The sequence below is a fragment of the Craterilacuibacter sinensis genome (assembly GCF_009831765.1).
GTDB classification, from domain to species: Bacteria; Pseudomonadota; Gammaproteobacteria; order Burkholderiales; family Chromobacteriaceae; genus Craterilacuibacter; species Craterilacuibacter sinensis.
Genome location: NZ_WSSB01000005.1, coordinates 23,229 through 48,533, shown reverse-complemented (window position 1 = coordinate 48,533; position 25,305 = coordinate 23,229). Strand labels below are relative to the sequence as shown.

The 25,305-nt window shown below is 57.7% G+C and carries 28 protein-coding genes, 1 tRNA gene and 1 riboswitch; of the genes, 5 read left to right on the top strand and 24 right to left on the bottom strand.

Features of this window, described 5'->3' with window-relative positions:
• Positions 1-30: 30 nt before the first annotated feature.
• A complete protein-coding gene (locus GQF02_RS06655) occupies positions 31-939 on the top strand; it encodes a LysR family transcriptional regulator (RefSeq protein ID WP_160795777.1) in 909 nt (302 codons plus the stop codon).
• Here the strand turns inward: GQF02_RS06655 and GQF02_RS06650 are convergent.
• From GQF02_RS06650 to GQF02_RS06645, 3 genes are all read right to left on the bottom strand, one after another.
• Positions 871-1,851, bottom strand: coding sequence for a LysR substrate-binding domain-containing protein (locus GQF02_RS06650; RefSeq protein ID WP_160795775.1), 981 nt, complete (start codon positions 1,849-1,851; stop codon positions 871-873). The genes GQF02_RS06655 and GQF02_RS06650 overlap by 69 nt on opposite strands.
• A 155-nt stretch (positions 1,852-2,006) precedes the next feature.
• Entirely contained in the window at positions 2,007-2,132 is a 126-nt protein-coding gene (locus tag GQF02_RS16065) for a hypothetical protein (protein ID WP_268890998.1), read from the bottom strand.
• A 217-nt stretch (positions 2,133-2,349) separates the two neighbouring features.
• On the bottom strand, positions 2,350-2,994 hold the full coding sequence (locus GQF02_RS06645; RefSeq protein WP_220789370.1) for a Rossmann-fold NAD(P)-binding domain-containing protein: 645 nt from the start codon (positions 2,992-2,994) through the stop codon (positions 2,350-2,352).
• Positions 2,995-3,388: 394 nt separating this feature from the next.
• On the opposite strand from GQF02_RS06645, the gene GQF02_RS06640 reads away from it, so the two are divergent.
• Positions 3,389-3,577, top strand: coding sequence for a hypothetical protein (locus tag GQF02_RS06640; RefSeq protein ID WP_235930096.1), 189 nt, complete (start codon positions 3,389-3,391; stop codon positions 3,575-3,577).
• A 104-nt stretch (positions 3,578-3,681) separates the two neighbouring features.
• On the opposite strand, the gene GQF02_RS06635 is transcribed toward GQF02_RS06640, so the two are convergent.
• The 3 genes from GQF02_RS06635 to ygfZ all read right to left on the bottom strand — a co-directional run bounded on the left by GQF02_RS06635 (position 3,682) and on the right by ygfZ (position 6,939).
• Entirely contained in the window at positions 3,682-5,352 is a 1,671-nt protein-coding gene (locus GQF02_RS06635; RefSeq protein ID WP_160795771.1) for a hypothetical protein, read from the bottom strand.
• A 162-nt stretch (positions 5,353-5,514) separates the two neighbouring features.
• Positions 5,515-5,820 carry an H-NS histone family protein gene (locus tag GQF02_RS06630; protein WP_124736647.1) on the bottom strand — a complete coding sequence of 102 codons (306 nt, stop codon included), beginning with the start codon at positions 5,818-5,820 and terminating at the stop codon, positions 5,515-5,517.
• A 93-nt stretch (positions 5,821-5,913) separates the two neighbouring features.
• A complete protein-coding gene (ygfZ, locus tag GQF02_RS06625) occupies positions 5,914-6,939 on the bottom strand; it encodes a CAF17-like 4Fe-4S cluster assembly/insertion protein YgfZ (RefSeq protein ID WP_160795769.1) in 1,026 nt (341 codons plus the stop codon).
• A gap of 178 nt (positions 6,940-7,117) precedes the next feature.
• Between ygfZ and GQF02_RS06620 the strand changes: the two genes are divergently transcribed.
• From GQF02_RS06620 to GQF02_RS06610, 3 genes are all read left to right on the top strand, one after another.
• Positions 7,118-7,193, top strand: a tRNA-Asn gene (locus GQF02_RS06620).
• A 208-nt stretch (positions 7,194-7,401) separates the two neighbouring features.
• Positions 7,402-7,860, top strand: a complete 459-nt coding sequence (gene mscL, locus GQF02_RS06615; RefSeq protein ID WP_124736553.1) for a large conductance mechanosensitive channel protein MscL — start codon at positions 7,402-7,404, stop codon at positions 7,858-7,860.
• Positions 7,861-7,912: 52 nt separating this feature from the next.
• Positions 7,913-8,086, top strand: a riboswitch (yybP-ykoY riboswitch).
• 4 nt (positions 8,087-8,090) lie between these two features.
• Complete coding sequence (locus tag GQF02_RS06610) at positions 8,091-8,645, top strand: TMEM165/GDT1 family protein (protein ID WP_124736554.1); 555 nt, start codon at positions 8,091-8,093, stop codon at positions 8,643-8,645.
• A 74-nt stretch (positions 8,646-8,719) separates the two neighbouring features.
• On the opposite strand, the gene GQF02_RS06605 is transcribed toward GQF02_RS06610, so the two are convergent.
• The 18 genes from GQF02_RS06605 to GQF02_RS06520 form a co-directional block, all read right to left on the bottom strand.
• Complete coding sequence (locus GQF02_RS06605) at positions 8,720-10,513, bottom strand: methyl-accepting chemotaxis protein (protein WP_124736555.1); 1,794 nt, start codon at positions 10,511-10,513, stop codon at positions 8,720-8,722.
• Between the two features lie 208 nt (positions 10,514-10,721).
• Positions 10,722-13,238, bottom strand: coding sequence for a cation-translocating P-type ATPase (locus GQF02_RS06600; protein WP_160795767.1), 2,517 nt, complete (start codon positions 13,236-13,238; stop codon positions 10,722-10,724).
• Between the two features lie 118 nt (positions 13,239-13,356).
• Positions 13,357-13,614, bottom strand: coding sequence for an acyl-CoA-binding protein (locus GQF02_RS06595; RefSeq protein ID WP_124736557.1), 258 nt, complete (start codon positions 13,612-13,614; stop codon positions 13,357-13,359).
• Positions 13,615-13,713: 99 nt separating this feature from the next.
• Positions 13,714-14,409, bottom strand: a complete 696-nt coding sequence (locus GQF02_RS06590) for an energy transducer TonB (protein WP_160795765.1) — start codon at positions 14,407-14,409, stop codon at positions 13,714-13,716.
• 6 nt (positions 14,410-14,415) lie between these two features.
• A complete protein-coding gene (locus tag GQF02_RS06585) occupies positions 14,416-15,177 on the bottom strand; it encodes a DsbC family protein (RefSeq protein WP_124736559.1) in 762 nt (253 codons plus the stop codon).
• 24 nt (positions 15,178-15,201) lie between these two features.
• Positions 15,202-16,356: a UbiH/UbiF family hydroxylase gene (locus GQF02_RS06580; protein WP_160795763.1), complete on the bottom strand. Its 1,155-nt coding sequence runs from the start codon at positions 16,354-16,356 to the stop codon at positions 15,202-15,204.
• A gap of 1 nt (position 16,357) precedes the next feature.
• Complete coding sequence (locus GQF02_RS06575; protein ID WP_160795761.1) at positions 16,358-17,497, bottom strand: FAD-dependent oxidoreductase; 1,140 nt, start codon at positions 17,495-17,497, stop codon at positions 16,358-16,360.
• Positions 17,494-18,789, bottom strand: coding sequence for an aminopeptidase P N-terminal domain-containing protein (locus tag GQF02_RS06570; protein ID WP_160795759.1), 1,296 nt, complete (start codon positions 18,787-18,789; stop codon positions 17,494-17,496). Before GQF02_RS06570 ends, GQF02_RS06575 begins: the two co-directional genes overlap by 4 nt.
• A 31-nt stretch (positions 18,790-18,820) precedes the next feature.
• Positions 18,821-19,198, bottom strand: coding sequence for a VanZ family protein (locus GQF02_RS06565; RefSeq protein ID WP_235930095.1), 378 nt, complete (start codon positions 19,196-19,198; stop codon positions 18,821-18,823).
• A gap of 69 nt (positions 19,199-19,267) precedes the next feature.
• Positions 19,268-19,993 carry a YebC/PmpR family DNA-binding transcriptional regulator gene (locus GQF02_RS06560; RefSeq protein ID WP_124736563.1) on the bottom strand — a complete coding sequence of 242 codons (726 nt, stop codon included), beginning with the start codon at positions 19,991-19,993 and terminating at the stop codon, positions 19,268-19,270.
• A gap of 90 nt (positions 19,994-20,083) precedes the next feature.
• Positions 20,084-20,884 (bottom strand): flagellar biosynthetic protein FliR, encoded by an 801-nt coding sequence (gene fliR, locus GQF02_RS06555; RefSeq protein ID WP_160795757.1) that lies wholly within the window; start codon positions 20,882-20,884, stop codon positions 20,084-20,086.
• Positions 20,885-20,890: 6 nt separating this feature from the next.
• The gene (gene fliQ / locus GQF02_RS06550) at positions 20,891-21,160 is read right to left on the bottom strand and encodes a flagellar biosynthesis protein FliQ (RefSeq protein WP_124736565.1); all 270 of its coding nucleotides are present in this window, start codon (positions 21,158-21,160) and stop codon (positions 20,891-20,893) included.
• 15 nt (positions 21,161-21,175) lie between these two features.
• Positions 21,176-21,922 carry a flagellar type III secretion system pore protein FliP gene (fliP, locus tag GQF02_RS06545; RefSeq protein ID WP_160795755.1) on the bottom strand — a complete coding sequence of 249 codons (747 nt, stop codon included), beginning with the start codon at positions 21,920-21,922 and terminating at the stop codon, positions 21,176-21,178.
• Entirely contained in the window at positions 21,919-22,341 is a 423-nt protein-coding gene (gene fliO, locus GQF02_RS06540; RefSeq protein WP_220789369.1) for a flagellar biosynthetic protein FliO, read from the bottom strand. The genes fliP and fliO overlap by 4 nt, the downstream gene beginning before the upstream one ends.
• Positions 22,338-22,769 (bottom strand): flagellar motor switch protein FliN, encoded by a 432-nt coding sequence (fliN, locus tag GQF02_RS06535; protein WP_160795753.1) that lies wholly within the window; start codon positions 22,767-22,769, stop codon positions 22,338-22,340. Before fliN ends, fliO begins: the two co-directional genes overlap by 4 nt.
• Positions 22,762-23,772 carry a flagellar motor switch protein FliM gene (fliM, locus tag GQF02_RS06530; RefSeq protein ID WP_124736568.1) on the bottom strand — a complete coding sequence of 337 codons (1,011 nt, stop codon included), beginning with the start codon at positions 23,770-23,772 and terminating at the stop codon, positions 22,762-22,764. The genes fliN and fliM overlap by 8 nt, the downstream gene beginning before the upstream one ends.
• A gap of 6 nt (positions 23,773-23,778) precedes the next feature.
• Positions 23,779-24,282, bottom strand: a complete 504-nt coding sequence (locus tag GQF02_RS06525; protein ID WP_124736569.1) for a flagellar basal body-associated FliL family protein — start codon at positions 24,280-24,282, stop codon at positions 23,779-23,781.
• Between the two features lie 103 nt (positions 24,283-24,385).
• Entirely contained in the window at positions 24,386-25,276 is an 891-nt protein-coding gene (locus GQF02_RS06520; RefSeq protein ID WP_160795751.1) for a flagellar hook-length control protein FliK, read from the bottom strand.
• Positions 25,277-25,305 lie beyond the last annotated feature (29 nt).

The following is a 25,305-nucleotide window of genomic DNA, read 5'->3' as shown; positions in this document are numbered from 1 at the left end:
TCAGCATCTCCGGAACAGGATTGATGCCCCATGAACAACAATCACCTGAATGAATCCCTGCCCGACATGGCTGTTTTCGTGCGTGTCGTCGATTGCGCCAGTTTTTCCGGAGCGGCACGGACACTGAATCTGACACCATCGGCCGTCAGCCGCATGATTGGCCGCCTGGAACAGGCATTGGGCATGCGACTGCTGGAGCGCACCACCCGCCAATTGCGCTTGAGTGAACACGGCAAAGAAATCTACATGCTGTGCAAAGAAATGCTGGCCTCGGCGCAAGCCGCCGTTGACCTGGCACAACAGTCTGCAGCACAGCCAGCAGGCACGCTGCGCGTCAGTGCACCCAAGGCCTTTGGCCGGCGGGTACTTCACCCGCTGGTGAGCGGATTCTTGCAGCGCTTCCCCCAGGTCAGACTGCAACTACTCCTGCAGGACGCCAGCCCGCACCCCGTCAAGGATGAAATTGATCTGATGCTGCTTATCAGTGATACGCCGCCCGAAGCGATGGTCGCACGGCCCCTGATGCAGGTCAGGCAACAACTGTGTGCCTCAAGCGCATATGTGGCTGAGCATGGCGAACCCAGACACCCGCTGGAACTGGCCAGGCACGCCTGCCTGCTGCTAGCCGAGATGCCCGGCGACAATAGCTGGACGCTATGCAAGGGCGAGGAGGAAGTCAGCGTGGCCGTAACAGGGCCTTATGCCTGCAATCACAGCGAGGTCAGGCTGGAGGCCATGCTGGACGGGATGGGCATTACCTGCCTGCCATCCTTTATTGCGCATGAAGCGCTACAATCCGGCGCCGCGCAGGCCATCTTGCCGCAATGGGCGTTTAGCGGCCCGTATCAGGGCACGGTCTGGCTGATGAATTTACCCAACCGGCGGCTGCCACCCAAATGCCGTGTTTTTATCGACTACCTGACAAACGCCCTCGCCTGAGCTCTCATGCCATGGCGCCAGCAGACGCCAGCCGCCGGCCAGGCGGGTTTCCAGATGCTGCCAGAAAGTTTCGGCCGCGGCGGCCAGACGGCCTTGCTGACGATACAGCCGTACCTGATACGGCACATGCAGGCATTCCGGCGCAACGGGGCACAGCGTGCCGGCAGCAAGCTGGGGACGAATCAGCGCATCCGGCAACCAGGCTACGCCCTCGCCGCGCAGCGCCATCTCGGCCAGCAGCTGGCACATCGAGGTCTCGAATACCGGGCGCAGGCTGAGCGCCGCATCGACATTATGCCGGTGCAACAAGCGGGCACTATAGGCATCGGCGCTGTAGCGCAGATAGGGAACCTGTTCTTCACGGGGATTGAAAGCCGCCTGGCCATCGGCACCGGGCGCCGACACCAGCAGAAAATCGCCGCCCCCCAGCAACAGGCTGCGATAAGGCGGCTTGAGCAATGCCAGCACATCAAAGGCCAGCACGAAATCACAACGCCCCTCGGTCAGCGCGGCCTCGGCTTCATCGACCCGCATGATATCGACGGCAAAACCGTCACCGGACGGTGCCGCATCCGGCGGGGAAATCAAATCCAGCAGCAGGGGTGAAGCCAGTGCATGCGGCGAGGCGATACGGATGGGGTGAAACAGGGCAGGATCGGCCCCGTTCAGTGCATCCAGCCCCTGCTCCAGCTGCATCACCAGCGAGCGCGCCAGGCTGTGAAACTGCCGGCCGGCAGCCGTCAGGCTGATTGGCGTCGTGCTGCGATCGACCAGCTGCTGCCCGACGGCCTGCTCCAGCGCCTGGATATGGCGGCCAAAGGCCGGCTGGGTAATATGGCGCAGGGCAGCCGCACGCGAAAAATGCCGCACCTCGGCCAATACCAGAAAATCCTGCAGCCATTTGGTTTCCATGTACCCGCTCCCGATAACAAGGGCGTGAGTGTAAGCAGATTCAGCCAATAAAGCACCGTTGACAAAATGGCGTAAAAGACAGAAGCCATACCGGCTTCCGGCTACTCCCGGGCGGGCATGGCTTCAACTGGCAAGGGCCGCGCGCGGTACGCGGTTTAACGCGGAATGATCGGCGCGATGCTCAAGGGATGCTTCTTGATCGCCTTGGCGGCTTTCTTTTCTTTGGCGGTCATCGCCGCCGGCTTTTTGGCTTCCTTGGTGCTCTGTCTGATCTTGCCCATGATGCTGCTCCTTATAAGCGCCCACAAATGCAGGTGCTGACCGAGTATAGGCTGATGGGGCAAGATAAACCGGAAGGCCAAAAATATATATCAACGCGGCCATTTCATATAAAGGTCACACACATATCATCTGCCATTCACATGCCGATGCTAAGTTAACGCCATCCGGCAGGATGACTCACGCAAGGTGGAGTCCGAGCACCTTGCACCAACTCCCTCACTGCGAGGCGGTAATCTCGCTTGATGCAATGATCCTGATGCCAGGTACCGGCGCAAGCGCCGCATCCAGCATCGTTTTTGCTACATCGCCCACGGCCACCGCACGCCATGCATCTGGCAGCCAACGGCCAAGATGGCGATTTAGCCATAGCCCAACCTCCTCCCCCAGACGAAAATCGGCCCGGGTACCGGCATCAAGCAAGGATGGGCGCACCAATGCCAGCGAAGCAAAGCCCAGCGCCGACAGGTCTCGTTCGGTCTCGCCCTTGGTCTTGAGATACAAGCCGTATGATTTTTCATCTGCGCCCAGTGAAGAATTGAGCACGAACGTAGGCGTTCCAGCGGCAAGAGCCAAGCGCGCCGCCGCCAGCACATAATCGTGATCAACCCGGTAAAAGGCGGCGGCGGAACCGGCCTGCTTGCGTGTTGTTCCCAGCGCGCACAGGGCGGCATCGGCCTGCCACCACGGGGCGCTATCCGGCAAGGCGGAAAAATCGACGAGAGGATTATCCAGATGAGGATGCGGTGGTAACGCTCGCCGCGTCGGGGCAACCACACGGGCAATACCGGGGTGAGCCAAGGCCTGCGCCAGCACCTGCTGGCCGACGGCGCCGCTGGCTCCCAGAATCAGAACAGTTTGCACAAAGGATCTTTCTACAGACATCATGACGGCCATTTAAACGCCGTATCTTTAACTTATCAGACAAAAACTGCTTGACCCGCTACACACAAGCCGGTATAAACGCCGCAAGCAAGATTTCAAGCAGCAGACTCCAGCAGTTCATCGTAGTCCCCCTTTTCTAGCGGCACTTCATTGTATTCCCGGTCTTCCTTGATGTTTACGTCCGGCAGCTTTGTCTGCACGACGCGCTTCCATTTTTTTATAAATATTATCCTGCTTTACACAATTCAGGCCCGACTCTGGCCTTCTGCTATCGGTTGAATACCACACATTGACACTATTGGCAGTCACAGATAATCGGCAAATCCGGCATAAGCCGGATGGCAGGAAATCCGACAAGAAAGAAAATATTATTATGATGATGAAAATCAGCGAACTGAAAGCCGGCTTCCGGATCAGCGAACACAAAGACAATGGCGATATCCAGCACTTCGAAGTGGTGAATGTCCAGCCCGCTGGCCGCCGGGTCGAAGTAACCTTCCGCTCGCATAGCGGCATGGAAAGCGCGCTATACCCGGCTGATGCCTACCTCAGCGCATACTAATCAAATCAGAGACCCAAACGAAATCTGCCTGCCATAAGGCAAGCAGATTTCCTGACCAAGCCGGCCCGGCCTATTCAGGGCGGCAATGTTTTCCGGCAAAAAACTTAAGGCAGCGCTTCAACCTGCCTGATCAACTCGATCTCGCATAAGCACCAGTCGCTTCCCCTCTCCTGCACTTTGCCCAGTGCCACCAAAAAATGCTTGCCACGCGCAGTCATATAAAACTGCTTTCCCAGCGAATATGAAGATATGGCAAGCACCATCGCATTTATCTTGCGCCCCTCACGAATACAGGGCACAAACAGAGCAGCCTCCCCGCCCAGCCACATTCGCTCAGCCGGCAACTCGGGCATTCCCCCACCCTCCGGCCGGATAGAAGCGGCAACCGGACGTTCTGACAGGATTTCTACCCCAAGATATATTTTTTCGGCAGTCGGCCGGTTGATCCGGCGCATGATACCCAGGCTCCATGAAGCCTCGCTTCCACTGCGAAAACCAAGTAAACCACCAATAGAAACCCACTCATTGCCTATAGTGGCCAGAGAAACGCCTAAGCCGCTTGCACTTTGATTGTCAACGAGACACTGTGGCAGGACTTCTTTCGGTTCTGCACCTTCCCGGCTAACCGGTGCCGGAGGTCTGCTACGACTGGTGACAAAACCATAAATCCGGATCTCGGCCATCTCGTCGGAAGACGAAGCCGCTTCGCTGGCATGTTTTTTCTCGTCGGGTTCGCGTACCAGTTTATGCAACAAAGGCAGACGGTAAGCGAGCTCCAGCATTTTACCGGAGACCGGCAAACGCTCGGCACGCTCAAAACGATAAGGCTGTGATGCCCACTCTCGCTGCAAATAGCGCAATAAAGCCGCATCCAGACCAGGTTCCCGCAGGGATTTAAGCGCCTCCGGCATCCGGCTGCTATCGAGCATAATCAGCCAGGTATTTACTTGCTCAATCAGCGCAGAAGTTCCCCAGTAACGCATTGTCGGAACATTGGGTATAGAAGGACGGGCAGGCGGCAAGCCTACGGCAAGATTCACGCAAAAACTAAGCTCGCCCGTATTTTCGGCAACCAGACTGACATAACTGCTTAAGCGTTGAGCCAGCATATAGGCCATATTGATCTGCCGAGGCTGCAAATTGCCACTACCAAGCAAGGATACCAACAACAGCACCAGGTATTGGTCCTGAACTGTCGTCCCAGTCTCTTGACCGAATAACAAGACCGGTGCAATAGCCATGCCACGCGTCTCTGCCAGCCGGTATAGCTGATGCACATTTGTCCAGAACACCTTGTCCGGCGAGAAGTGGCGAAAATACAGCCACAAAGCATGCTCTGCCTGATAATGCATCATGCACGCCATAGCCTCCGGCAATAATGCCCGAATGCCTTCATCGTCCTTCATCTCGATGACGAGAAAACGCTGATAAGCGGTACAAAACAGCTGGCTATAGCGCAACATCTGATTGCGCAGTTGTGATTCCATCACTTTAGGCATGCGGGCACTCATCAAATACTGAGTGCGCAACTGTGATTGCAAGGGCTGGGACAGACGATTCAATACCAGCAGAGCCTCTAAGGTGTCGGCATCATGCTGGTGAGCCTGCCCGGCCTCATTGAAGCGCGCCAGTTCATCACACAATATTTCATGCGCAGCAGCACCATGCTCATCTCGTTGCTGCTGCAACCACTGCGCGGCATTTTTCCCATCGGAAAAAGGACCTGCCGGGTTTTTCTTGCCGGCACCAAAAGAAAGAAAATCAAGCCTGCTCATCACTATGTGCATCTCGTTAGTATTGGCATGGTAGCTTTGGCCGCAACACAACCCGACCCTGAATGCTTTTCAAGTATAACCCGTCACACTCTTTGCAATAGAACATTCATCAATAAAAAAGCCGCGAACAAATCGCGGCTTTTCCTGAACTCAAAACACAGATCAGATAGCCAGATCTGCCAGCGTCTTTCCAGCTGCCAGCAACTCGACAACCCATACCGGCTTGCGGCCACGACCTGTCCAAGTCATATCAGGGTGCTCAGGATGGCAATATTTGGCCTCAACTGGCTTGCGTACGCTGACCGACTTGCTCAGTACTTCTTCGACACTTAGCCCATAAGTGCGGGCGATTTCTAGAATTTGCTTGCGTGCCTTGGACTTCTCTTCTTGCTCGCGCTTGGCAATCTCCGACTCAACATCGGATTTCAGCTGGAGAAGTTCAGGGTAAGACAGTGTTTCGATTTGCATGGTGAGCGCCTATTGTTTATTTGTAGCTTTTACAAGTTAGCTATTTTTACTTATTACGTCAATAATACTGACAACCGGTTAGCTGCCATATATTCAAATAATATCAGGAACGACATAAGGCAAGGTCAAACAATGCAACAAAACTGAATTGCGCCCGGCGCAAACCTTATTATCCCAAGCGGAGATCAGCATCACAACCAATGCCTCCTGCTTGCCATTTTCCAGCGTCACAACAGCCGCCACTACCCCCAACGAATGCTCAGCATCCCCTTGAGCAAATACCTCGTCCCCTACCAGCAACCCACCTTCATCGGCTTCAACCCGGTATAAACGGCGTTTGGTCTTGCCCAAATATTGCATGCGGGCAACGATTTCCTGACCTGGATAACAACCTTTACGAAAGTTGATCGCTGAAACAAGCTCCATATTAGCCATTTGCGGCACAAATGCCTCCTGGGTTGCCGCAACGACCCAGGCAAAACCGGATCGGACAAAGACTAAATTAACGACATCATGCCCACCCAGTGCACAATAAGACAATAGCTTTTGCCATTGCATCGAAACATCATCCGGCTCAAGCACCAGCAAATAAGATGGAAACGGCAAGGTCACGACCACACCGCCATTCACAGCATGCAGCCCCATTCCATCAGCGCCGACAGCAAAACCGGCACCAGCGAGCGCATCGGCAGCCAATGGGCCTGATAACAAAGCTGGCATGCAATCAGCCAGCTCAATACTCACCTTGGAGCGCATCACGAACATGCGCAGCCTTTTTATAATGGCAGCAGACAGATCCAGCGGCAGTAATAAGCGATATTCCCCCTTATCCTTCCACATCAGAAAATTGGCCAGCATTCTCCCTTTTGCCGTTGAGTAAGTCGTGAACTGTGCATTCGCTCCATTCAACTCGCGCACATCATTCGACAGCTGCCCCTGCAGGAAGGCTTCGGCATCTTCACCGGATACGTTCAACACGGCAAAACCAGCCAGCGGCGCAAGTACAGCCCGTTCTGATAGCCCCTGCCAGGCGGCGGTCGTATCGGCCACCGCCAGCGTCCCCTCCTCGTTGAACACCGCGCCATTTTGCGCCAGCCACTGTTTTACCATTGCATTCATATCATTTACCGTGCTGTTGGCAAGCCCCCTCTTTATAGAGGCTCAATGATTGGTAACTTAGGACAAATCCGGAAATTTCAATCCGCCAAACGGATGCATCACGACACTCCGGCCAAACAAATTTGCCCATGGTGTTGACTCAAAAAAACGACCGGGGTATAGTTTGTGCCTCAGCAATTCCCTGATAGCTCAGTTGGTAGAGCGACGGACTGTTAATCCGCAGGTCGCAGGTTCGAGCCCTGCTCGGGGAGCCAGAATTAAAAAAGCCGGACGATAAAACGTTCGGCTTTTTCCATACCCGCACCACCCTTCCAGACCCATCCACAAACACAAGCCTCCCCCTGCATATCCATTTACATCATGCTCACCTTGATGCATCAAAAAAACAGCATGTAACAAAAAAATTGCTTACCCTTAGTACTAAGATGTCATCTCCCCCCTATATCATAAAGAGGTCGCGACATGTCCATTTTGAAAGAGTTTCGTGATTTTGCCGTACGTGGCAATGTACTAGACCTTGCCATTGCAGTGGTTATTGGTGGCGCATTCGGCACCATCGTTAAATCGCTAGTTGACGACATCATCATGCCGCCAATCGGCATCTTGCTGGGCAATATCGATTTTTCCAATCTGTTTCTCGTCCTCAAGCAAGGCAGCAAACTGGCAGGCCCCTATGTTTCGCTTGCTGCAGCCAAAGATGCCGGAGCCGTCACACTCAATGTCGGCCTGTTCATTAATGCAATGGTCAGCTTTACCATTGTCGCCTTTGCCATTTTTATGCTGGTCAAAGTCGTCAACCGTCTGAAACGTGAAGAAGTTCAGGCTGAAGCACCCGCAACCACACAAGACTGCCCTTATTGCCTGAGCAGCATTCCTTTAAAAGCCAGTCGCTGCCCGCACTGCACTTCCCAACTGGGCTGAATCCGGAGAACGGCAGCTTGATCACGCGATTAAATTGCTTTATCATGCGCCGACTCTGGGGGAGTAGCCTCGGTGCGGGACAGCACCGGTGCATGTCAACACACTTGGCTTAACGGCCATGGCATGCGCGACCTGAGAAGGTTTGGCAAGACCCATGACGTACCGCGCGCCCGTTCAGGGGCTGCCGCGCGGCTGCGTCATGGCTTGTCTGCAGCCCCTTAGGACCCCTCATGGAAGCTCTGTTTTTCTCCACCGGCATCGTGGCGCTTGCCGAAATCGGCGACAAGACCCAACTGCTGGCACTCTTGATCGCCGCCCGCTACAAAAAACCCATCCCCATTATTCTCGGTATTTTTGTTGCCACCATCCTCAACCACGCAGGTGCTGCAGCACTGGGCACATGGATTACCGGCTTCTTCGGTGCCGATACCTTGCGCTGGATACTGGGCGGCTCATTCATTGCCATGGCGGTCTGGATGCTGATTCCCGATAAGCTGGACGACGACACCAAACTGCTGGATCGTTTTGGTGTATTCGGCGCAACGCTCATCGCTTTCTTTCTCGCCGAAATGGGCGACAAAACCCAAATTGCCACCGTTGCACTAAGCGCCCGCTATCACGACCTGTTTATGGTCGTTGTCGGAACTACGCTGGGCATGATGATAGCCAATGTGCCCGCCGTATTACTGGGTGAAGTGGCGGCGCGCAAGCTCCCCAAGCATATCGTCCACCGCGTAGCGGCCAGCCTGTTTGCCGTGCTTGGCATCGTCACGCTGGCAATCTGATAAAAAGAGCGGCAATGCATCTTTGCATGTGCCGCTCTTTTTCAAAACCCCGCAACCTTCGCCAGAGCCGTTTGCTACTTTAATAGCTGCTGCGGATCAAACCCCAGGCGCAATGCCCCCCAATGCCGTCCATTCAATTGCACAGGCAAGGCAATCTCGGACAAAACCTCACCGGTATCGCGCGCATAAGTTTGCAGCAACATCGATCGCGTATTGCGGGCAGAACGAATACCAACCGGGTCATCGAATAAACGCTTATCGCGGCTATACAGCAAATCCTTGGCCGCATCGCCGGTTGGCGCTTTGGAATAAAACGAGTTATGCGTAGGCGCATAACCATTGCCATCTACCAGCACGCTATAGATCACACCCTGATTGCTGCGTACAATCTGATCCAGCAGTGGCTGTATATCCGCCTCGACGGCTCCATCATATGAGGTATGGTATTTAAGGGGAAAAGAGCCAGCCACCGGTACATAATGGCTGTCACTCACATTCAAGCCCTGATTACGCCAGCGCTCCAGCATGTCCTGCAGACGATTACGCAAGCCTCTAGTCTGCTGGCTGAGATGATCCAGCGCGCCCTCTCCCAAGACAAAACGCGACACCAGTTCCTGAATCTCCTCCGCCTCTCCCGACAACTGCCGGGACACATCACTTGACTGTTTAAGCTGGGCACTGACCTGCTGGCTTAGCTCATTGACCACCTGCACATTTTGATTGACTTGCTGGTTGCTGACAGCAAAGCACTCCATGGTCGCGGCAATGCCGGATAAACCGCTGGCAGCACGCTCAAAATCGACAACCATCTTGCCGAAATGCTCGGATGCCTTGCCTACTACAAGCAAGGCGGCCCCGGTATCCCGGCAGATCTGTCCGGTTTCGTCCTCGGTCTCCCCGACCCGCTGCAGCATACCGTCGATATTGCCGGAAATTTCATCGGTTGCAAGCTTGACCTTTTCCGCCAGTTTGCGCACTTCATCTGCCACCACGGCAAAGCCGCGCCCGCTCTCTCCTGCACGGGCGGCCTCGATTGCCGCATTTAACGCCAGCAAATTGGTCTGATCGGAAACGTCCTTGATCAGCCCGACAATATCCTTGATGCTGGCCGAACGCTGACTCAGGTCAGTCACTGTCTGATTAAAACGCTCAACCTTGCTACTGATTGCCCCTATCGTTGCCGCAACGGCACATAGTTCGGTGTAAGACTCTCGCGCAACCTGCAGGTTATCGCTGGTACTGGCCGAAATATGTTGCGTTTCGCCAGAAACCTGATGAATGCCGTCCGATGTCTTTTCACTGACCGCTCTCACTTCGGCTGTCAGCGCATCCTGACGTCTGGCCACTGCCAGAGAGTCCGCCATATTGATACGGGAGCGCACCGAATCTATCGCGATATGTATCGTCTTTTGCTGCACCTTTCCGATGATTTCACGCATTTTCCGCAAAAACTGGTTATGCGCCTCGGACAGATCACGGATTTCGTCATAAGTCGACGCAGGGATTTCCCCGGAAAGATCACCTTCTCCTGCACCGATATCACGAAGAATATGAATGATTGTCTTGAGCGGCCGGACAATCAGGTAACGCAGATACCAGACCATAAAACCGATAAAAACAAAACATAAACCCCAGATCCCCAGCGACCACCACAAGGCCCGCCCCAGAACGGCATTGATTTCCAGCATTGTCGCGGCAGGAATGCCGGCGGCAGAAAGCAACTGCCGGATATCTTCAAGTGCAAAGTAAACGTATACCACCAGACCGAGCTGCAGCAGGCTGATGAAGAAAAAACTACATAATTTTCGACCGAGGGAGAACCAGAATGTACGTTCTATCAGGGTATAAATCCGCCAAAAATATGCCATTTCCTCTCCATTTTATTTTATTAAATCTATTGATTTAGCTGGTCATTCTATATAAAAGAAATGAGTACGGCATTATATTTTCACGGTCATTCACCCATCTGCGCAGCCAGCACATCCACCACTCGCGCCCGGCAAAAACCGGCAGGTTATCTATCTGCAAAACGCTTCACAACAACTAAAGACAGGTACGGCACCACACGCTATGCACTTAGCCCCAGCGCCGCTGCAACAAGAGCTTGACCGACTCGAAACCCAAAAACCCAATCAGGCCTAATACGCATACGCCCAGCCAGCCGGCGAGCGAGGGCGCAACAAAACCGAAGGGACTGGCCAGCGCAGGAATCAGGCAGATGGCCAATAGCGCAGTCAAACTCGCGGACAATACCCAGTACGTCACCGGGCTAAGCCCGGAAAAAGCCTGCATCCACTGCGGCCCGGATGAGCGGCTGCTGAAAATCAGCACCGAATTGAGCAGCAGCAAAGCGGCAAACGCCAAGGTGCGCGCCTCGTCCACCGCCGTGGCTTGCGCGAGCAATACCCCATATAAAGCGATCACCATCAGCGTTGCCAAGCCCCCAAGACTCAGGCTCAGCACCAACTGGCGCGAAGAAAGTAACGGATCGCCCTGACGGCGCGGCGCTTGCGCCATCAAATGCGGGCTGCCTTTGTCGGCTTCAAACACCACGGAACAGGCGGGGTCTATCACCAACTCCAGAAAAGCAATATGCAAAGGCGCCAGCACCAGCGGCATGCCCAGCAACACCGGCACAATGGACAAGCCAATAATGGGGATATGTACGGCCAGGGTATAAATCATCGCCTGGCGTAAATTGCTGAAAATGCGCCGCCCGAGGCGAATGGCACCGACAATGGCGGCAAAGTCGTCATCCAGCAACACCAGCGCAGCCGCCTCACGCGCCACATCGGTGCCGCGCTTGCCCATGGCAATGCCGATATGTGCCGCCTTGAGCGCCGGCGCATCATTGACCCCGTCCCCGGTCATGGCGACCAGCTCGCCTTGTGCCTGCAAAGCCTGAACCAGCAACAGCTTTTGCTGCGGCGTCACCCGGGCAAATACATCGACTTCGGCAAGTTCGGCATGCAGACGCGCCGCCGGCAAAGCCTGCAATTCGCTACCGGTCAGTATCCGCCCGGCGGGCAAGCCAGCCTGCAAAGCAATTGCGCGCGCGGTACGCGGATGGTCTCCCGTCATCATCAGCACACGGATACCCGCCTGATGGCATTGCGCGACCGCAGCAGGCACTTCGGCGCGCAGCGGGTCCGCCAGGCCGATCAGACCGACAAATTCAAAATCGAAATCATGTTGCCCCGCCGGCCACGCCTGGCCATCGTAGCGGGCATATGCCACCCCCAAAACCCGCAAGCCACGGTCAGCCAGTTGCGCCGCCTGCGCCAGCACCTTATCCAGCATGGCCGGCGGCAAATGGCACAGATCGGCAATCGCCTCGGGGGCACCCTTACTGGCGACCGTATCGGCGCTGCGCTCGCGGCTTTGCCACAGGTGCGACATCGCCATTAATTCGGGAGAAAGTTCATACTCGTGCGCCAGACGCCAATCGGGATGCAGATGCTCGGTGCCGGCCAGACAGGTATTGGCCAAGGCATGAAATGCCCGCTCCATCGGGTCGTGCGGCTCGGTTTCGCTTGCCAGGACGGCATACTCCAGCAAAGGATGAAAGCTTTCCGGCAGATCGGCCAAGGCTGCGGCATCAGGCACATCCAGCCATTCATCGCCCACGACCAGCGCCGCCACCGCCATGCGGTTTTGCGTCAGCGTACCGGTTTTGTCCACGCACAAAACGGTCGCACAGCCCAGCGCCTCGATCGCAGACAGGCGTCGCGTCAGCACGCGTGCCACCGCCAGACGCCGCGCGCCCAGGGCCAGAAACACGATCATAATGACCGGAAACTCCTGCGGCAAAATCCCCATGGCCAGCGTAATCCCGGCCAGCAATCCTTCCAGATAGCCCCCGCGCAGCCAGATAAACAGCAGCGTCAAGACCAGACACAGGCCCACGCCTATCAGTGCCAGGCGCCGGGTCAAAGCGGCAATTTCACCCTGCAAGGGCGAGCGCGATGCGCTGTCTATGCCTTGCAAGGACTTGCCGATACGGCCAAGTTCGGTAGCCGGCCCAGTGGCGTACACCTCGATGAGTGCCTGCCCCGAGCTTAATAAAGTGCCGGCAAAAACCTGCGCGTCGCTACCCTGACCCGCCGCATGCTTGAATACGGTCAGCGACTCGCCGCTAAGCAACGACTCGTCCAGCGCCAACTCGTGCGACTCAAGAATGCGCGCATCAGCCGGCACGCGGTCGCCCTCGCTTAACATCAGCAAGTCGCCCGGCACGACTTCGCGCCCGGGAATGCGTAGCGGCACCCCGTCACGCAGCGCCAGTGCCCGCGGACTGGATAAATCGCGCAGTGCGGCCAGCGCGTGTTCGGTGCGCCGCTCCTGCACCACGGTCACGGCAATAATCACGCAGACAAAGCCCAGCAGGATCAGCGCCTCATGCCGGTCGCCAGTCAGAAAATAGAGACCGCCTGCCGCCAAAAGCAGCAAAAACATAGGCTCGCAGGCAACTTCCCGCACGATATGCAACAAGGCCCGACGCTGGTCGGTGGCCAACTCGTTGTAGCCATAGCGCTGCAGCAAGGCTGCGGCCTTGGCCGAACTTAAACCTCGATCTGGCATAGGTGCAGGCATGGCGTCATCATCCGAAACTCAAGAACATCACAATAGCACCTCCTCCTTGAGCGTCAGGCAAGAAAAACCCGCCAGCCCCTTATCGGGGGTGGCGGGCAAGCACACACAGGCGTGACGATCAGGCCTTCAGTTCAGCGACCAGATCGATATATTTCTGCATGGCTTCGTCGGCGCTCAGGCCCTTGAATTTTTCCCATGCATCGAATTTGGCACGGGCAACAAAATCCATCATTCCCGGACGCTCGCCAGTTGCGTCACCGCTCGTCGCCTGCTTGAACAAGGAATACAGCTGCAGCATGGCAGCATTATCCGGGCGCTCGGCCAAGGAGGTAACGTCTTGCTGGGCTTGGGCGAACAGGGTCTGCAAATCGGACATGATAGTTCCTCGTAGTGTTTGCGCTCGTACTTGACGCAGTGATTAGCAACAATAGCCGCTCTATGAAGGCTTGCTGCCATCTTACCCGAATCTTTGGCCTTACAGCATCTTATTAATGACAATACGCTTGTAGTGCCGCACCGCACGCCCTTGCTGCATACCCGGCTCAAAACGCGCCCGGGAAAATGCCGCGCGCGCGATATCGTCCAGCACCCCTGGCGGCTCGGAGCGCACAATATCCACCCCATCCACCTCGCCTCGCTCATTAACGTAAACCCTGATCTCGGCCTCGGCCATCTCCCCCGAGCCAGCACCCTCTTCATCCGGTTCGGGCAGCAGGATTTCTTCCAGCGGCAAGGAAGGACCATCCAGCAGACGGGCCGGCACATAAACATTCCAGCCCAGCATCTGGCTCTCATCCCCTGCTTGCGGCAAGAGGCCAAATACAGTGTCCGCTGGCGCTGCCATCTCCACATCAATCGGCAAGGCGGCAAGCTCAGGCAACGGGGCACTCGCCATCTCGGCCGAGGCCGGCATCGGCATGGAGTTCGCCACCGACGGCGGGGCCTGCGAAATGGACGCAGATGACAGTACGGGCTTGGCCTCTGGCGCAGGCAAAGCAGGGATGGGCGCAGACAAGGGCTTGGCAGGGCTGGCAACGGGAGCGAGCAAGCCGACCTGCAAGGGCCTGCCCACGGACGGAGGGGTGGGCGTGTACGCCAAAAGCAAAACGGCCAGATGCAGCAGCACCGACAAACCCAGTGCCAACGGCAATCCGGCCGTTTTCCAAGACATGGCGGCTTACTTCTTGGCCGACAGGCGTTTTTCGATTTCGGCGACAGGAATCGCGCCGGGCACCAGATCACCATTGGCGAAAATCAGCGCCGGCGTACCGGAAATGCCGAACTTTTCGGCAAGGGCAGCGACCTCGGCAAGCGGCGCGTCGCAATTTACGTTATCCGGCAAAGCCTTGCCTTCACGCATAAAACCAGCCCAGGTCTTGGCCGGATCCTTGCTGCACCAGATCGCACGGCTCTTGCGCTCGGCATCCGGATGCAGTTGCGCCAGCGGCAGCAAGAAGGTGTAAACCGTTACATTATCCAGCTTGGCGATGCTTTCACGTTCCAGCTGTTTGCAAAACGGGCAATCCGGATCGGAGAACACCACCAGCTGGCGGCTGCCGTTGCCGCGCACATCCTTGATCGCCTTGTTCAGCGGCAATTTGCTGACATCAATGCTGACCTTGTTGAGCTTCTCCATACGCGCCTCGGTCAGGCTGTTGCGCGCCTTGGCATCGATCAGGTCACCGACCAGCAAGTAGTCGGCCTTGGCATCGCTATACACCACGCTATAGACATCACGCCCGCGATTCTGCCCCTTGATCACCACCTCGAACAGATTCTTGACCGGACTTTCGGCCACGCTGACCACTTCACGGTCAGGAAAGCGCGCCTTGAAGGCCTTTTTCACCGCATCGGGATTATCCGAAGCATTGGTGGCCGAACAAGCCAGCAAGGGGGTCAGCAAAGCCACGACAGGCAACAAGCGAAATACACGTTTCATTCAGTTCAACCTTATCAGACAGTATCAAAAACCGATGGCGCGACGGGCGAGTTCCCGTTTGACCAGCGGCAGTTTATGGGTCAGCGACAGCCCGGCATTACGCAGCCAGCCCAAGAGCGGCTTATCCAGCTGGTGAAACAGGGTAAACAGGCCATCGCAGGTGTGCTGCATGGTACGCACCGCCTCGCGCCGCGACCTTTCATAACGGCGCAGCGTCAGCCATTCTCCGGCATCACCGCCGCCAGCCAATAGTTCGGCCAGTACCGCCGCATCCTGAAAGCCCAGGTTGACGCCCTGCCCGGCCAACGGGTGCACGGTATGCGCCGCATCGCCCACCAGCGCGACCCGCGGAGCGATGACCGCTTCGGGCTGGATCAGGCGTAGCGGAAAAGCCGCCGCCGGCGCCAGCAATTCAAGCTTGCCCAAGGCATGGCCGCCAGCAGCGGCGACCAGCTCAGCAAGATCGTCCGGCGACAGTGCCAATAGCGCATCCGGGTCCGGGCTCGACCACACCATGGAAATGCGTGCGCCCGCCATCGGTAGCCACGCGAGAATGCTGGTGCCGTCAAACCACTGTCGCGCCACGCCCTGATGCGGTTTTTCGCAGGCAAAATTGGCCACCACCCCGCTTTGGCCATAGGGCTTGATGGCGCCCTTGATGGCACAGGCTTCGCGCACCCAGGAGTTGGCGCCATCGGCACCGACAATCAGCGCTGCACGGCGCGTGCTGCCATCATCCAGCTGCAAGCTGGCCTCGGACGCACTGCTATGCAAAGCCACAGGGCGCACGCCCGACACCACTTCAATCCCCGCCGCTTCAAGCTCGCGCCACAAGGCGGCCAGCAGCCAGCGGTTTTCGGCAATCCAGGCCAAGGCCTCGGCGCCCGCATCGGAGGCGTGAAAGGCGATGCGACCACCGGCATCTCCGCATACATCCATGACGTTGATCGTGCCTATCCTGCTGCCATCCGGCCAGGCATTCAGGCGCTCAAGAAAGGCGCGGTTGGCCGGGCTGACCGCATAAATGCGCGCATCCCAGCCCTGCTCCAGTGCCGAAAAGTCAGGCAACCGGCCCTCTATCAACACCACGCGCCACCCGGCGCGCGTCAGCGCCAGGGCGCTGGCGGCCCCCACCAAACCACCGCCGACAATGATCACATCACTGCGTTGTCCGCTCATTTCATACTCCGAAAACCAGATGACCGGCAAAACGCCGGCGCAAAGGCGGGATGGCATCCAGCGTCATCATCCCGGCGCCACGCAGTGCGCCGGTCAAGGTGGATGAGCCGTCAAACAGCCGGATCAGGCCATGGGTAAAGCCGACCACGGCGTGACTGTCACGCTTGCGCGCGCGGGCATAAGCCGCCAGCCCCGCCACTTCGCCCGGATCGGCTGCGCCTTTTAAGCTGTCGGCCAGTTGCGCTGCATCGCGCAGCCCCAGATTCAGCCCCTGGGCGGCGACCGGATGCATGGTTTGCGCCGCATTACCTATCATCACCACCCGACTCGCCGTGACCCGGTTCAACTGGCGCAGCGCCAGCGGAAACAGCGCACGCTCGCCTACGCCGACAATCCGCCCCAGACGTTCGCCAAATGACTGCTGCAATTCGGCCGCCAGCACCTCAGGCGCAGCACTTTGCAGACGCAAAGCATCGTCGCTTGTGCGCGTCCACACCAGCATATAGCCGCCGGCATGCGGCAATAAGGCCAGCGGCCCCGCATCGGCAAAGCGCTCGAAAGCGATGCCGGCCGGCGCTTCTTCAAATTCAATCTGCGCCAGGAGCGCGCTTTGCGCATAGTCGTGCACATGGCGACGGATGCCGGGCAGGGTTTCGGCCAAGCTGCCGCCATCGGCCAGCACCAGCAGGCGCGCACTGAGTAGCTCGCCACTATCCAGCGTCACCGTGGCATAACGCGCCAGCGTGTTGATTTTGCAAACCCGCGACTGCCAGCGCACCGTAACCCCGGCCTCTTCCAGCACACCGGCCAGCGCGCAGGTCAATGCCGGATAATCGACCACCACGCCCAGATGCGGCAAGGCCAGATCATCGCGGCTGATGCGCGTGCGCCCCATGCGTCCCTGCTGCGAGACATGCACGGTATCAATCATCGACACCGGCACACTGTCTGGAAAAGCGCCAACCTCGGCCAACAGCGCACGACTGGCCCAGGACAGCGCCAGCGCCCGCGCATCGCGCACAGTCTCGCCGGCTGCGCGCGCTTCTATCATCAGCACGCGCCGCCCATCCCGCGCCAGACGCAAGGCAGCCAGTGCGCCCACCGGTCCGGCACCGACCACGATCACATCGGCGTGCGTCATAGCCTCTCCATCAGTGCTTCGATTTCGGCAATCTGCTTGGGCACGCTGTCGGTGTAAACCTCGTGCCCCTTGCGGGTGACCAGCACATCGTCTTCGATACGGATGCCGATATTGTGTAGCGCAAGCGGAATATCATCGGCCGCGCGGATATACAGCCCCGGCTCGACCGTGGTGCACATGCCCTCTTCCAGCGTGCGCCATTGCCCGTCCAGCTTGCGCGCCCCCACATCATGCACATCCAGCCCGATAAAGTGGCCGATGCCGTGCATGTAAAAGCGCCGGTAGGCACCGGACTCGATCACCCCGTCCACGCTGCCCGAGAGCAGCCCCAGATCGATCAGCCCTTGCGCCAGCACCGCGAGTGCCGCATCGCCCGGCACATTCAGCCGTACACCGGGCCGGATGCTGGCAATGGCCGCAAGCTGGGCCGCCAGCACGATTTCGTAGACATCGCGCTGCGCACCGCTAAAGCGGCCATTGACCGGAAAGGTGCGCGTGATATCGCCGGCGTAAGCGGAGAACTCGCAACCGGCATCGATCAGCAGCAACGCGCCATCATCCAGCCGGCTGTGATTGCCGACGTAATGCAAGGTACAGGCATTGGCGCCAGCGGCGACGATGCTTTCATACGCAGGCTGTCGTGCGCCGTTGCGGCAAAAAACGGCCAGCAGCTCGGCCTCGACCTGATATTCGTATAGACCGGGGCGCGTGGCGCGCATCGCGGCGATATGCCCATCCGCGGAAATGCGCCCGGCGTGACGCAAGGCAGCGATTTCGAAGTCATCCTTGATCAGGCGCATTTCATCCAGCAAGGCCAAAACATCGCCAAAACGGGCCGGCGGCATGTCAGCGCTGCGAGAGCGCGCACGCACCGCCTCCAGCGCCTTCGCGATGCGCGCATCAAAGCTGGCCTGACGTCCCAAGGGCCAGTACAAGCAGCTTTGTCCGGACAGGATATCGGGCAGGCGCTGATCCAGTTCGCTAATCGGATAGGCTTCGTCAAAGCCGAAGGCTTCGCGCGCGCCATCCGGCCCGTAACGGTGGCCGTTCCAGATTTCATTGGCCTCGTCTTTGTCGCGACAAAACAAAATGGCGCGCCCGGCGCGGCCATCCAGCACCAGCACCGCCTCCGGCTCGGTAAAACCGGTCAGGTACAGAAAATGGCTATCAGGACGGTAAGGATAGGGATTGTCGGCATTGCGCAGCACTTCGGGCGCAGTCGGCAACACCGCTACGCCCCCTTCCAGCCGCGCCATCAAAGCCGCACGCCGGCGTACATGATTCGAATACATGGTGCCCCCTGCAAATAGATTCAGGCCGGCGCTATTTTTCGCGCCGCAAAGATGACGAAAGTGTACACCGCAGCATGCGTACCGCCCATAGCGCCGTGGCCGCACCCAGAATATCGGCACCGGCATCGGCCAGCTCCGGTGAGCGGTCCGTGGTCAACATGCCCTGCAAGGTTTCCGACAGCACGGCCCACAAGGCAAGCATCAGCAATAAGCGCGGCCACGCCTGTTGCGGCAAGGCCAGGCGCAGCAAGACGGCCTGTATTGCAAACAGGGAAAAATGGCCGATCTTGTCGAAATACGGGATAAGCGAGGGCTCGGTACCGGCGGGTTTGAGCAGCATATACAGGCTGAAACCCCACCACAGCAGACTCAGCAACATAAACAGGTGCGTCATGCGAAGCGATGGCATGGCGGCCTTTCCGGATAAAGACAAGGCTTGCCCGCAGGCAAGCCTTGTCTTGGATCATGAGAAACCGGCTTAGTCTTCCAGCTCGGCCGAGGTGTAGACCTCCTGCACATCATCCAGATCTTCCAGCGCATCCAAAAGCTTCTGCATGCGGATAGCGTCATCACCGGCAAGGACGGTTTCATTTTGCGGGCGCATGGTCACTTCGCCCATTTCCGACTTGAAGCCCTTGTCCAGCAGCGCAGCCTGGATGTCGGAGAACTCGTAAGGCGCGGTAATCACTTCGATCGAGCCGTCTTCATTGCTGACCACATCGTCAGCACCGGCCTCCAGCGCCGCTTCCATCAGTGCGTCTTCATCGGTACCCGGCGCAAACAACATATAGCCGCAGTGGGTGAACTGGAAGGCCACACAGCCATCGGTACCCATATTGCCGCCGTACTTGGAGAAGGCATGGCGCACATCAGCCACGGTACGGGTCTTGTTGTCGGTCAGGCAATCCACCATCACCGCCGCACCGCCGATACCGTAACCTTCATAACGGCACTCTTCATAGTTCACACCATCAAGCGAACCCGTGCCGCGCTTGATCGCATTCTCGATATTGTCCTTGGGCATGGACTCGGCCTTGGCCTTGTCCACCGCCAGACGCAAGCGCGGGTTGGTTGCCAGATCGCCGCCGCCCATTTTGGCGGCTACGGTGATTTCCTTGATCAGGCGGGTAAAGATCTTGCCGCGCCGGGCATCCTGCCTACCCTTGCGGTGCTGGATGTTTGCCCATTTGCTGTGACCTGCCATAGTTGCCTCGGTATGCGTAAATCCGGACGCAAGCCCCCGGATTGTGGTAACAAAAAATCCTGTAGATGCCGGATTCTAGCAAAAAGCCGCTTAAGGCGCAGCCACCGGCGCGGCCTGCAGCAGGCTGCGCATCAGGCCGAAAGACTGCTGATAGATGGTTTCAATCGCCGGCACCATCAAGGGCACGACCAGATACAGCGCGATAAAACCTATCATCAGCGTGAGCGGAAAGCCGAAGGCAAAGATGTTGAACTGCGGCGCTGCACGCGTCATCACGCCGATGGCAAGGTTGGTCACCAACAGCGCAGCCACCACCGGCAACGACAGCCACAAGCCCCAGCTAAAGATATGCCCGCCCCACACCGCCAGCGCCTGCAGACTGTCCGTTGGCAGCGCCTGCCCCACCGGCAGCGTATTGAAGCTGTCTATCAGCACCGACAGCACGATCTGCGGCCCGTTTAGCGCCAGATAAAGCAAGGTCACAAACATGGACAGTACCCGCGACAAGGCCGGCACCGAGGCCGAATGCTGCGGGTCGAAGAACATGGCAAAACCCAGACCCATCTGCGCACTGGCGATCATGCCGGCCATTTCCATCGCCGTCATCACGATGCGCATGACAAAGCCCAGCATAATGCCGATCAAAAGCTGGTTGAGCAAAATAGCCACACCCTCGGCCGAAACCAGCGGCACGGCAGGCATGGGGGGCAATAAGGGCGCGACCAGTACGGTCAGGATCAGGGCAAAGCCGCCTTTGAAGCGGCGCGGAATACTGCGCGAGGAGAAGATAGGCTCGGACAGCATCAGGCCCAGAATGCGCGCGAACGGCCAGACAAAGAAGCTGACCAGCGCATTGATCTGCAGATCGGAAATAACGAGACTGGCCGCCATCTTGCCTTAACCGATCGCGCCGGGAATGCTCTGATACAGACGGATGGTGAAATCCATCATGGTGTTCAGCATCCATGGCCCGGCCAAGAGCAGCACCAGAAACAGCGCCATCAGCTTGGGAATGAAGGTCAGGGTCATTTCATTGATCTGGGTGGCCGCCTGCAGAATGCTCACCAGCAAGCCCACCAGCAAAGACACGCCCAATACGGGCGCTGCGACAATAATCAGGGTAAACAGCGCCTGCTGCACCAGATTGATGACCAGTTCCGGACTCATATTCTCTCCTTGCGCTTAACGCTGGGCAAAACTCTCTACCAGCGAACCCAACACCAGCGTCCAGCCGTCAACCAGAACGAACAACATGATTTTGAACGGCAAGGAAATAATCACCGGCGACACCATCATCATCCCCATTGCCATCAGGATACTGGCCACCACCAGATCGATAATCAAAAACGGGATAAAGATCATAAAACCGATCTGGAAAGCCGTCTTCAGCTCGCTGATGACATAAGCCGGCACCAGCGTCTTAAGGGAGATATCGGCCGGGCTCGCCGGTGCCGGCGAGCGCGACACCTCGATAAAGAAGGCCAGATCCTTTTCACGCGTCTGCGACAACATGAAGGCCTTCATCGGCCTGGCCGCCTCGTCGGCCGCCTGCATCATGCTGATCTTGTCGTCGGAAAACGGCACCCACGCCTTCTGGTACACCTGATCCAGCGTCGGCCCCATGATAAACAGCGTCAAAAATAAGGACAGCCCCACCAAAACCTGGTTGGGCGGCGACTGCATGGTGCCCAGCGCCTGCCTGAGCAGCGACAGCACGATAATGATGCGGGTAAACGAAGTCATCATCAGCGCCATGGCCGGGATAAACGACAGCCCGGTCATAAACAGCAGCATCTGCAAGGACAAGGAATAGTTCTGGCCGCCACCGGGCGCGGGACTGCTGTTCATCATCGGCAGACCGGCTGCGTCGGCCAGAACAGGCGCCAGCGCGAACAGAGCGCCCAGCAGCAAAGAGGGGCTTTTCTTCATGACTTGGATTTGGCGAGTACGCTTTTGAACAGGCGGGCAAAATTCTCGGGCAAAGGCGGCTGCGGCGGCAACTCGGCGCCTTCAGGCTTGTCACGACGCGACAGCAGGCTGACATTGTGTGCAGTCACACCCAGCACCAGCCATTCGTCGCCGGACTCGACAATCACCACCCGCTCTTTCTGGCCAACCATCACCCCGCCGACCACGCGCAAGTCGCGGCTGCCACCTAAGGCACCACCACCGAGACGGCGTACCAGATAGGCACAGCCGACTATCGCGCCCAGTACCAGCATCAGCGCAAACACCACCTGCACCAGACTCATAAAAGCCGAGGGGGCCGCAACAGCCTGAGGCGCACTGGCTGACCATGCGGGGCCGGACAGCAGCGCGGCCCATAACAAAAAAGGCTTGATGCTCATTTTTGCAGACGCCGGATACGCTCGACCGGCGTAATGATATCGGTCAAGCGGATACCGAACTTGTCATTGACCACCACCACCTCGCCCTGTGCAATCAGGCAGCCATTGACCAGCACATCCATCGGTTCGCCGGCCAAGCCATCCAGCTCGACGATAGAGCCTTGTGCCAGCTGCAACAGGTTGCGGATCGCGATCTTGGTGCGGCCCAGCTCCACTGTCAGCTGCACCGGAATATCCAGAATCATGTCCAGATTCTGGGAAATGGTGCCACTGGCCGGCGCAGCGCCGCCCAGCTCCTGAAACAGGCCAGAAGCCGGCTGTACTGGCGGCGGTGTGGCAGCGGCTTGCTCGGCCTGTTCGGCCAGCGCGGCGGCCCAGTCATCCATTACATCATCGGCCGCGCCTTGCGTGCCCTGTTCTTCAGCCATGTTTAAGCTCTCCCGACTCCGTATCGCCGAGGTCATGCGCCCCGGCCAGTATCTTTTCCACACTCAGGGCATACTTGCCCTCAACCGTACCGTACTTGCACTCCAGCACCGGAATGCCCGACACATCGGCCACCACCCGTTCCGGTATGTCCAGCGTAATGACGTCGCCCTCTTTCAGGTTCAGCACCTGCCCCAGCGTCACCTCGGTATGCGCCAGCTCCGCGACCAGTTCGACTTCGGCCGTTTGCACCTGACGCGACATCAGGCTGACCCAGCGGTTATCGACCTCGGTACGGTCGGCCTGCATGGTACTGGACAGCACATCCCGGATGGGCTCGACCATGGAGTAAGGCAGGCAGACATGAAAGTCCCCGCCGCCGGCCCCCAGTTCGATATGAAAGGACATCGCCACTACCACCTCGGTCGGCGTGGCGATATTGGCAAACTGGGTATTCATTTCGCTGCGCAGATAACTGAATTGCAGCGGATAGACCGGTTCCCACGCCTTCTGGTACTCGGTAAACACCACATTCAGCATGCGCTGGATGATGCGTTGTTCGGTCGGGGTAAAGTCGCGCCCTTCGACCCGCACATGGAAACGGCCATCGCTGCCGAACAGATTATCGACAACCAGGAACACCAGATCCGGGTCAAAAATCAGCAGCCCGGTGCCACGCAGCGGCTTGACATGCACCAGATTAAGGTTGGTGGGCACCACCAGATTGCGAATGAATTCGCTGTACTTCTGCACCCTGACCGGACCTACCGAGATCTCGGCATTGCGGCGGATGAAATTGAACAAGCCTATGCGCAAATTGCGCGCAAAACGCTCGTTGATGATTTCCAGCGTAGGCATACGCCCACGCACAATGCGCTCCTGGCGTCCGATATCATACTGGCGGACGCCACTGGTATCGCCATGATCACCCTCATCCTCAGTATCCCCGGTCACCCCGCGCAGCAGGGCATCCACCTCTTCCTGGGATAAAATATCGTCAGCCATCTGGGCTTACTGATTCTGGATGATAAAGGAAGTAAACAGCACGCTCTCCACCGGTTCCTGCCCGGGCAGGTCAATGGATTCGTTGATGATTTTCTTGACCTGCGCCTTGAGCCTGACCTTGCCGTCGGCGCTGGCCAGCTCCTCCGCAGTTTTAGACGAGAGCAACAAAATCAGCCCGCTACGGATTTTGGGCATATATTCGACCAGCGTCTTCTTGGACTCAATGTCCAGTAGCTGGGCCTGCATTTCTACCTGCAGCAGGGCTCCGGAACCGCCGGCCAGGTTGACGACAAAAGTATCCATTTTTTCAAAAATAGGCGGGCCTTCCGGCTTTTTCTTCACCTGCTCGCTGGCATGCGCGCCGTTTTCCGCGAGCCCGCTGCCCTTATTCAGATAAAGGTAGGCTCCCAGTGCACCAACTGCAGCAATCAGGATAACCAGCAGAACGATCACGATCAGCATCAGCTTGCTGCCGCCCCCGCCTGCTGCTTTTTTCTTTTCTTCCGCCATGGATTATTGTCTTCCGCGCTTCTATCGATAAGAGAGTATTTTGATATTCTCTTATTGTCCCAGAAATAACGGCGAAATGACTAGTTGATTGCCAAAGAATTTATCAGGCGCGAATACTCAGCCCGGCATTATCCGCATCCCCCGTCAGAGCAGAGCTGATCACGGAGGCCTCATCGACAGCAAAACCCGATCCGCGCCGCGCTTGCTGCTGCTCCTGTTGTTGCTGACGCCCGCCATACGAGACTTGCGCATCTGTCAGCTGCACACCGCTTTCAGCCAGCATTGAGGTCAGGCGCGACAAATTCTGCTCCAGCGCATCACGCGCCTGTGGCGTGGCGGTCACAAAGCTGATCTGGGCCTGATCCTGATTCAGCTTCAGCGCAACCTCGATCGGCCCCAGATGTGCCGGATTCAGCTTAATGGTCGCACCTTCGGCCTTCATCTGGATCAAACCGCTCACCTGCCCGGCCAGTGCCTCACCCCATGCCTTATCCGGACTTAACGGCGTATTAACCGTTAATTGCACGATTTGCCCGCCTTGGGGCGCATCCGCCGGGCGGATATTTTGTGCAAGCTGGCTGCCATCCGGCAAAAACTGCAGCAATTGCCGCGTTTCATGCGGCAACTTTTTGCCACCTGCCACATGACTTGCCGCCAGCATCTCCTGCGTCAAGTCCAGCATATCGCCCGCCTGATGCGACGCAGACGCCTCTGGCGGCACCGATGGCAAAACATGCAGAGGCAAAACGGCAGGCTGCGCGCCATACAAAAACAACTGCGGCTGCTCTGCCGCACCGGCTTCCTTGCCGGGCTTAACATCAGGCTTTATCTCGGCAAGCTTAGGCTCGACGCCGGCCAGCACCGATTTGCCCCCCATTTGCAGACCGAGCAAGGAGGCGAACAAATCACCAGACGCAGCCAGTTCGCCCGACTGCGGCAGGGCCAATGCCGCGTTACGCGCCGGCGCTTGTAGCGACAAGGAGGGTATAGCCATCAGGACAACCTCGAATCAGATAAGCACGC

Excerpts from the sequence above, each read along its gene's own strand:
- GQF02_RS06655 (WP_160795777.1), top strand. The coding sequence starts at position 31 with ATGAACAACAATCACCTGAATGAATCCCTGCCCGACATGGCTGTTTTC.
- GQF02_RS06650 (WP_160795775.1), bottom strand. The coding sequence starts at position 1,851 with ATGGAAACCAAATGGCTGCAGGATTTTCTGGTATTGGCCGAGGTGCGG.
- GQF02_RS16065 (WP_268890998.1), bottom strand. The coding sequence starts at position 2,132 with ATGGGCAAGATCAGACAGAGCACCAAGGAAGCCAAAAAGCCGGCGGCG.
- GQF02_RS06640 (WP_235930096.1), top strand. The coding sequence starts at position 3,389 with ATGATGATGAAAATCAGCGAACTGAAAGCCGGCTTCCGGATCAGCGAA.
- GQF02_RS06635 (WP_160795771.1), bottom strand. The coding sequence starts at position 5,352 with ATGAGCAGGCTTGATTTTCTTTCTTTTGGTGCCGGCAAGAAAAACCCG.
- GQF02_RS06630 (WP_124736647.1), bottom strand. The coding sequence starts at position 5,820 with ATGCAAATCGAAACACTGTCTTACCCTGAACTTCTCCAGCTGAAATCC.
- ygfZ (WP_160795769.1), bottom strand. The coding sequence starts at position 6,939 with ATGAATGCAATGGTAAAACAGTGGCTGGCGCAAAATGGCGCGGTGTTC.
- mscL (WP_124736553.1), top strand. The coding sequence starts at position 7,402 with ATGTCCATTTTGAAAGAGTTTCGTGATTTTGCCGTACGTGGCAATGTA.
- GQF02_RS06610 (WP_124736554.1), top strand. The coding sequence starts at position 8,091 with ATGGAAGCTCTGTTTTTCTCCACCGGCATCGTGGCGCTTGCCGAAATC.
- GQF02_RS06605 (WP_124736555.1), bottom strand. The coding sequence starts at position 10,513 with ATGGCATATTTTTGGCGGATTTATACCCTGATAGAACGTACATTCTGG.
- GQF02_RS06600 (WP_160795767.1), bottom strand. The coding sequence starts at position 13,238 with ATGCCTGCACCTATGCCAGATCGAGGTTTAAGTTCGGCCAAGGCCGCA.
- GQF02_RS06595 (WP_124736557.1), bottom strand. The coding sequence starts at position 13,614 with ATGTCCGATTTGCAGACCCTGTTCGCCCAAGCCCAGCAAGACGTTACC.
- GQF02_RS06590 (WP_160795765.1), bottom strand. The coding sequence starts at position 14,409 with ATGTCTTGGAAAACGGCCGGATTGCCGTTGGCACTGGGTTTGTCGGTG.
- GQF02_RS06585 (WP_124736559.1), bottom strand. The coding sequence starts at position 15,177 with ATGAAACGTGTATTTCGCTTGTTGCCTGTCGTGGCTTTGCTGACCCCC.
- GQF02_RS06580 (WP_160795763.1), bottom strand. The coding sequence starts at position 16,356 with ATGAGCGGACAACGCAGTGATGTGATCATTGTCGGCGGTGGTTTGGTG.
- GQF02_RS06575 (WP_160795761.1), bottom strand. The coding sequence starts at position 17,497 with ATGACGCACGCCGATGTGATCGTGGTCGGTGCCGGACCGGTGGGCGCA.
- GQF02_RS06570 (WP_160795759.1), bottom strand. The coding sequence starts at position 18,789 with ATGTATTCGAATCATGTACGCCGGCGTGCGGCTTTGATGGCGCGGCTG.
- GQF02_RS06565 (WP_235930095.1), bottom strand. The coding sequence starts at position 19,198 with ATGCCATCGCTTCGCATGACGCACCTGTTTATGTTGCTGAGTCTGCTG.
- GQF02_RS06560 (WP_124736563.1), bottom strand. The coding sequence starts at position 19,993 with ATGGCAGGTCACAGCAAATGGGCAAACATCCAGCACCGCAAGGGTAGG.
- fliR (WP_160795757.1), bottom strand. The coding sequence starts at position 20,884 with ATGGCGGCCAGTCTCGTTATTTCCGATCTGCAGATCAATGCGCTGGTC.
- fliQ (WP_124736565.1), bottom strand. The coding sequence starts at position 21,160 with ATGAGTCCGGAACTGGTCATCAATCTGGTGCAGCAGGCGCTGTTTACC.
- fliP (WP_160795755.1), bottom strand. The coding sequence starts at position 21,922 with ATGAAGAAAAGCCCCTCTTTGCTGCTGGGCGCTCTGTTCGCGCTGGCG.
- fliO (WP_220789369.1), bottom strand. The coding sequence starts at position 22,341 with ATGAGCATCAAGCCTTTTTTGTTATGGGCCGCGCTGCTGTCCGGCCCC.
- fliN (WP_160795753.1), bottom strand. The coding sequence starts at position 22,769 with ATGGCTGAAGAACAGGGCACGCAAGGCGCGGCCGATGATGTAATGGAT.
- fliM (WP_124736568.1), bottom strand. The coding sequence starts at position 23,772 with ATGGCTGACGATATTTTATCCCAGGAAGAGGTGGATGCCCTGCTGCGC.
- GQF02_RS06525 (WP_124736569.1), bottom strand. The coding sequence starts at position 24,282 with ATGGCGGAAGAAAAGAAAAAAGCAGCAGGCGGGGGCGGCAGCAAGCTG.
- GQF02_RS06520 (WP_160795751.1), bottom strand. The coding sequence starts at position 25,276 with ATGGCTATACCCTCCTTGTCGCTACAAGCGCCGGCGCGTAACGCGGCA.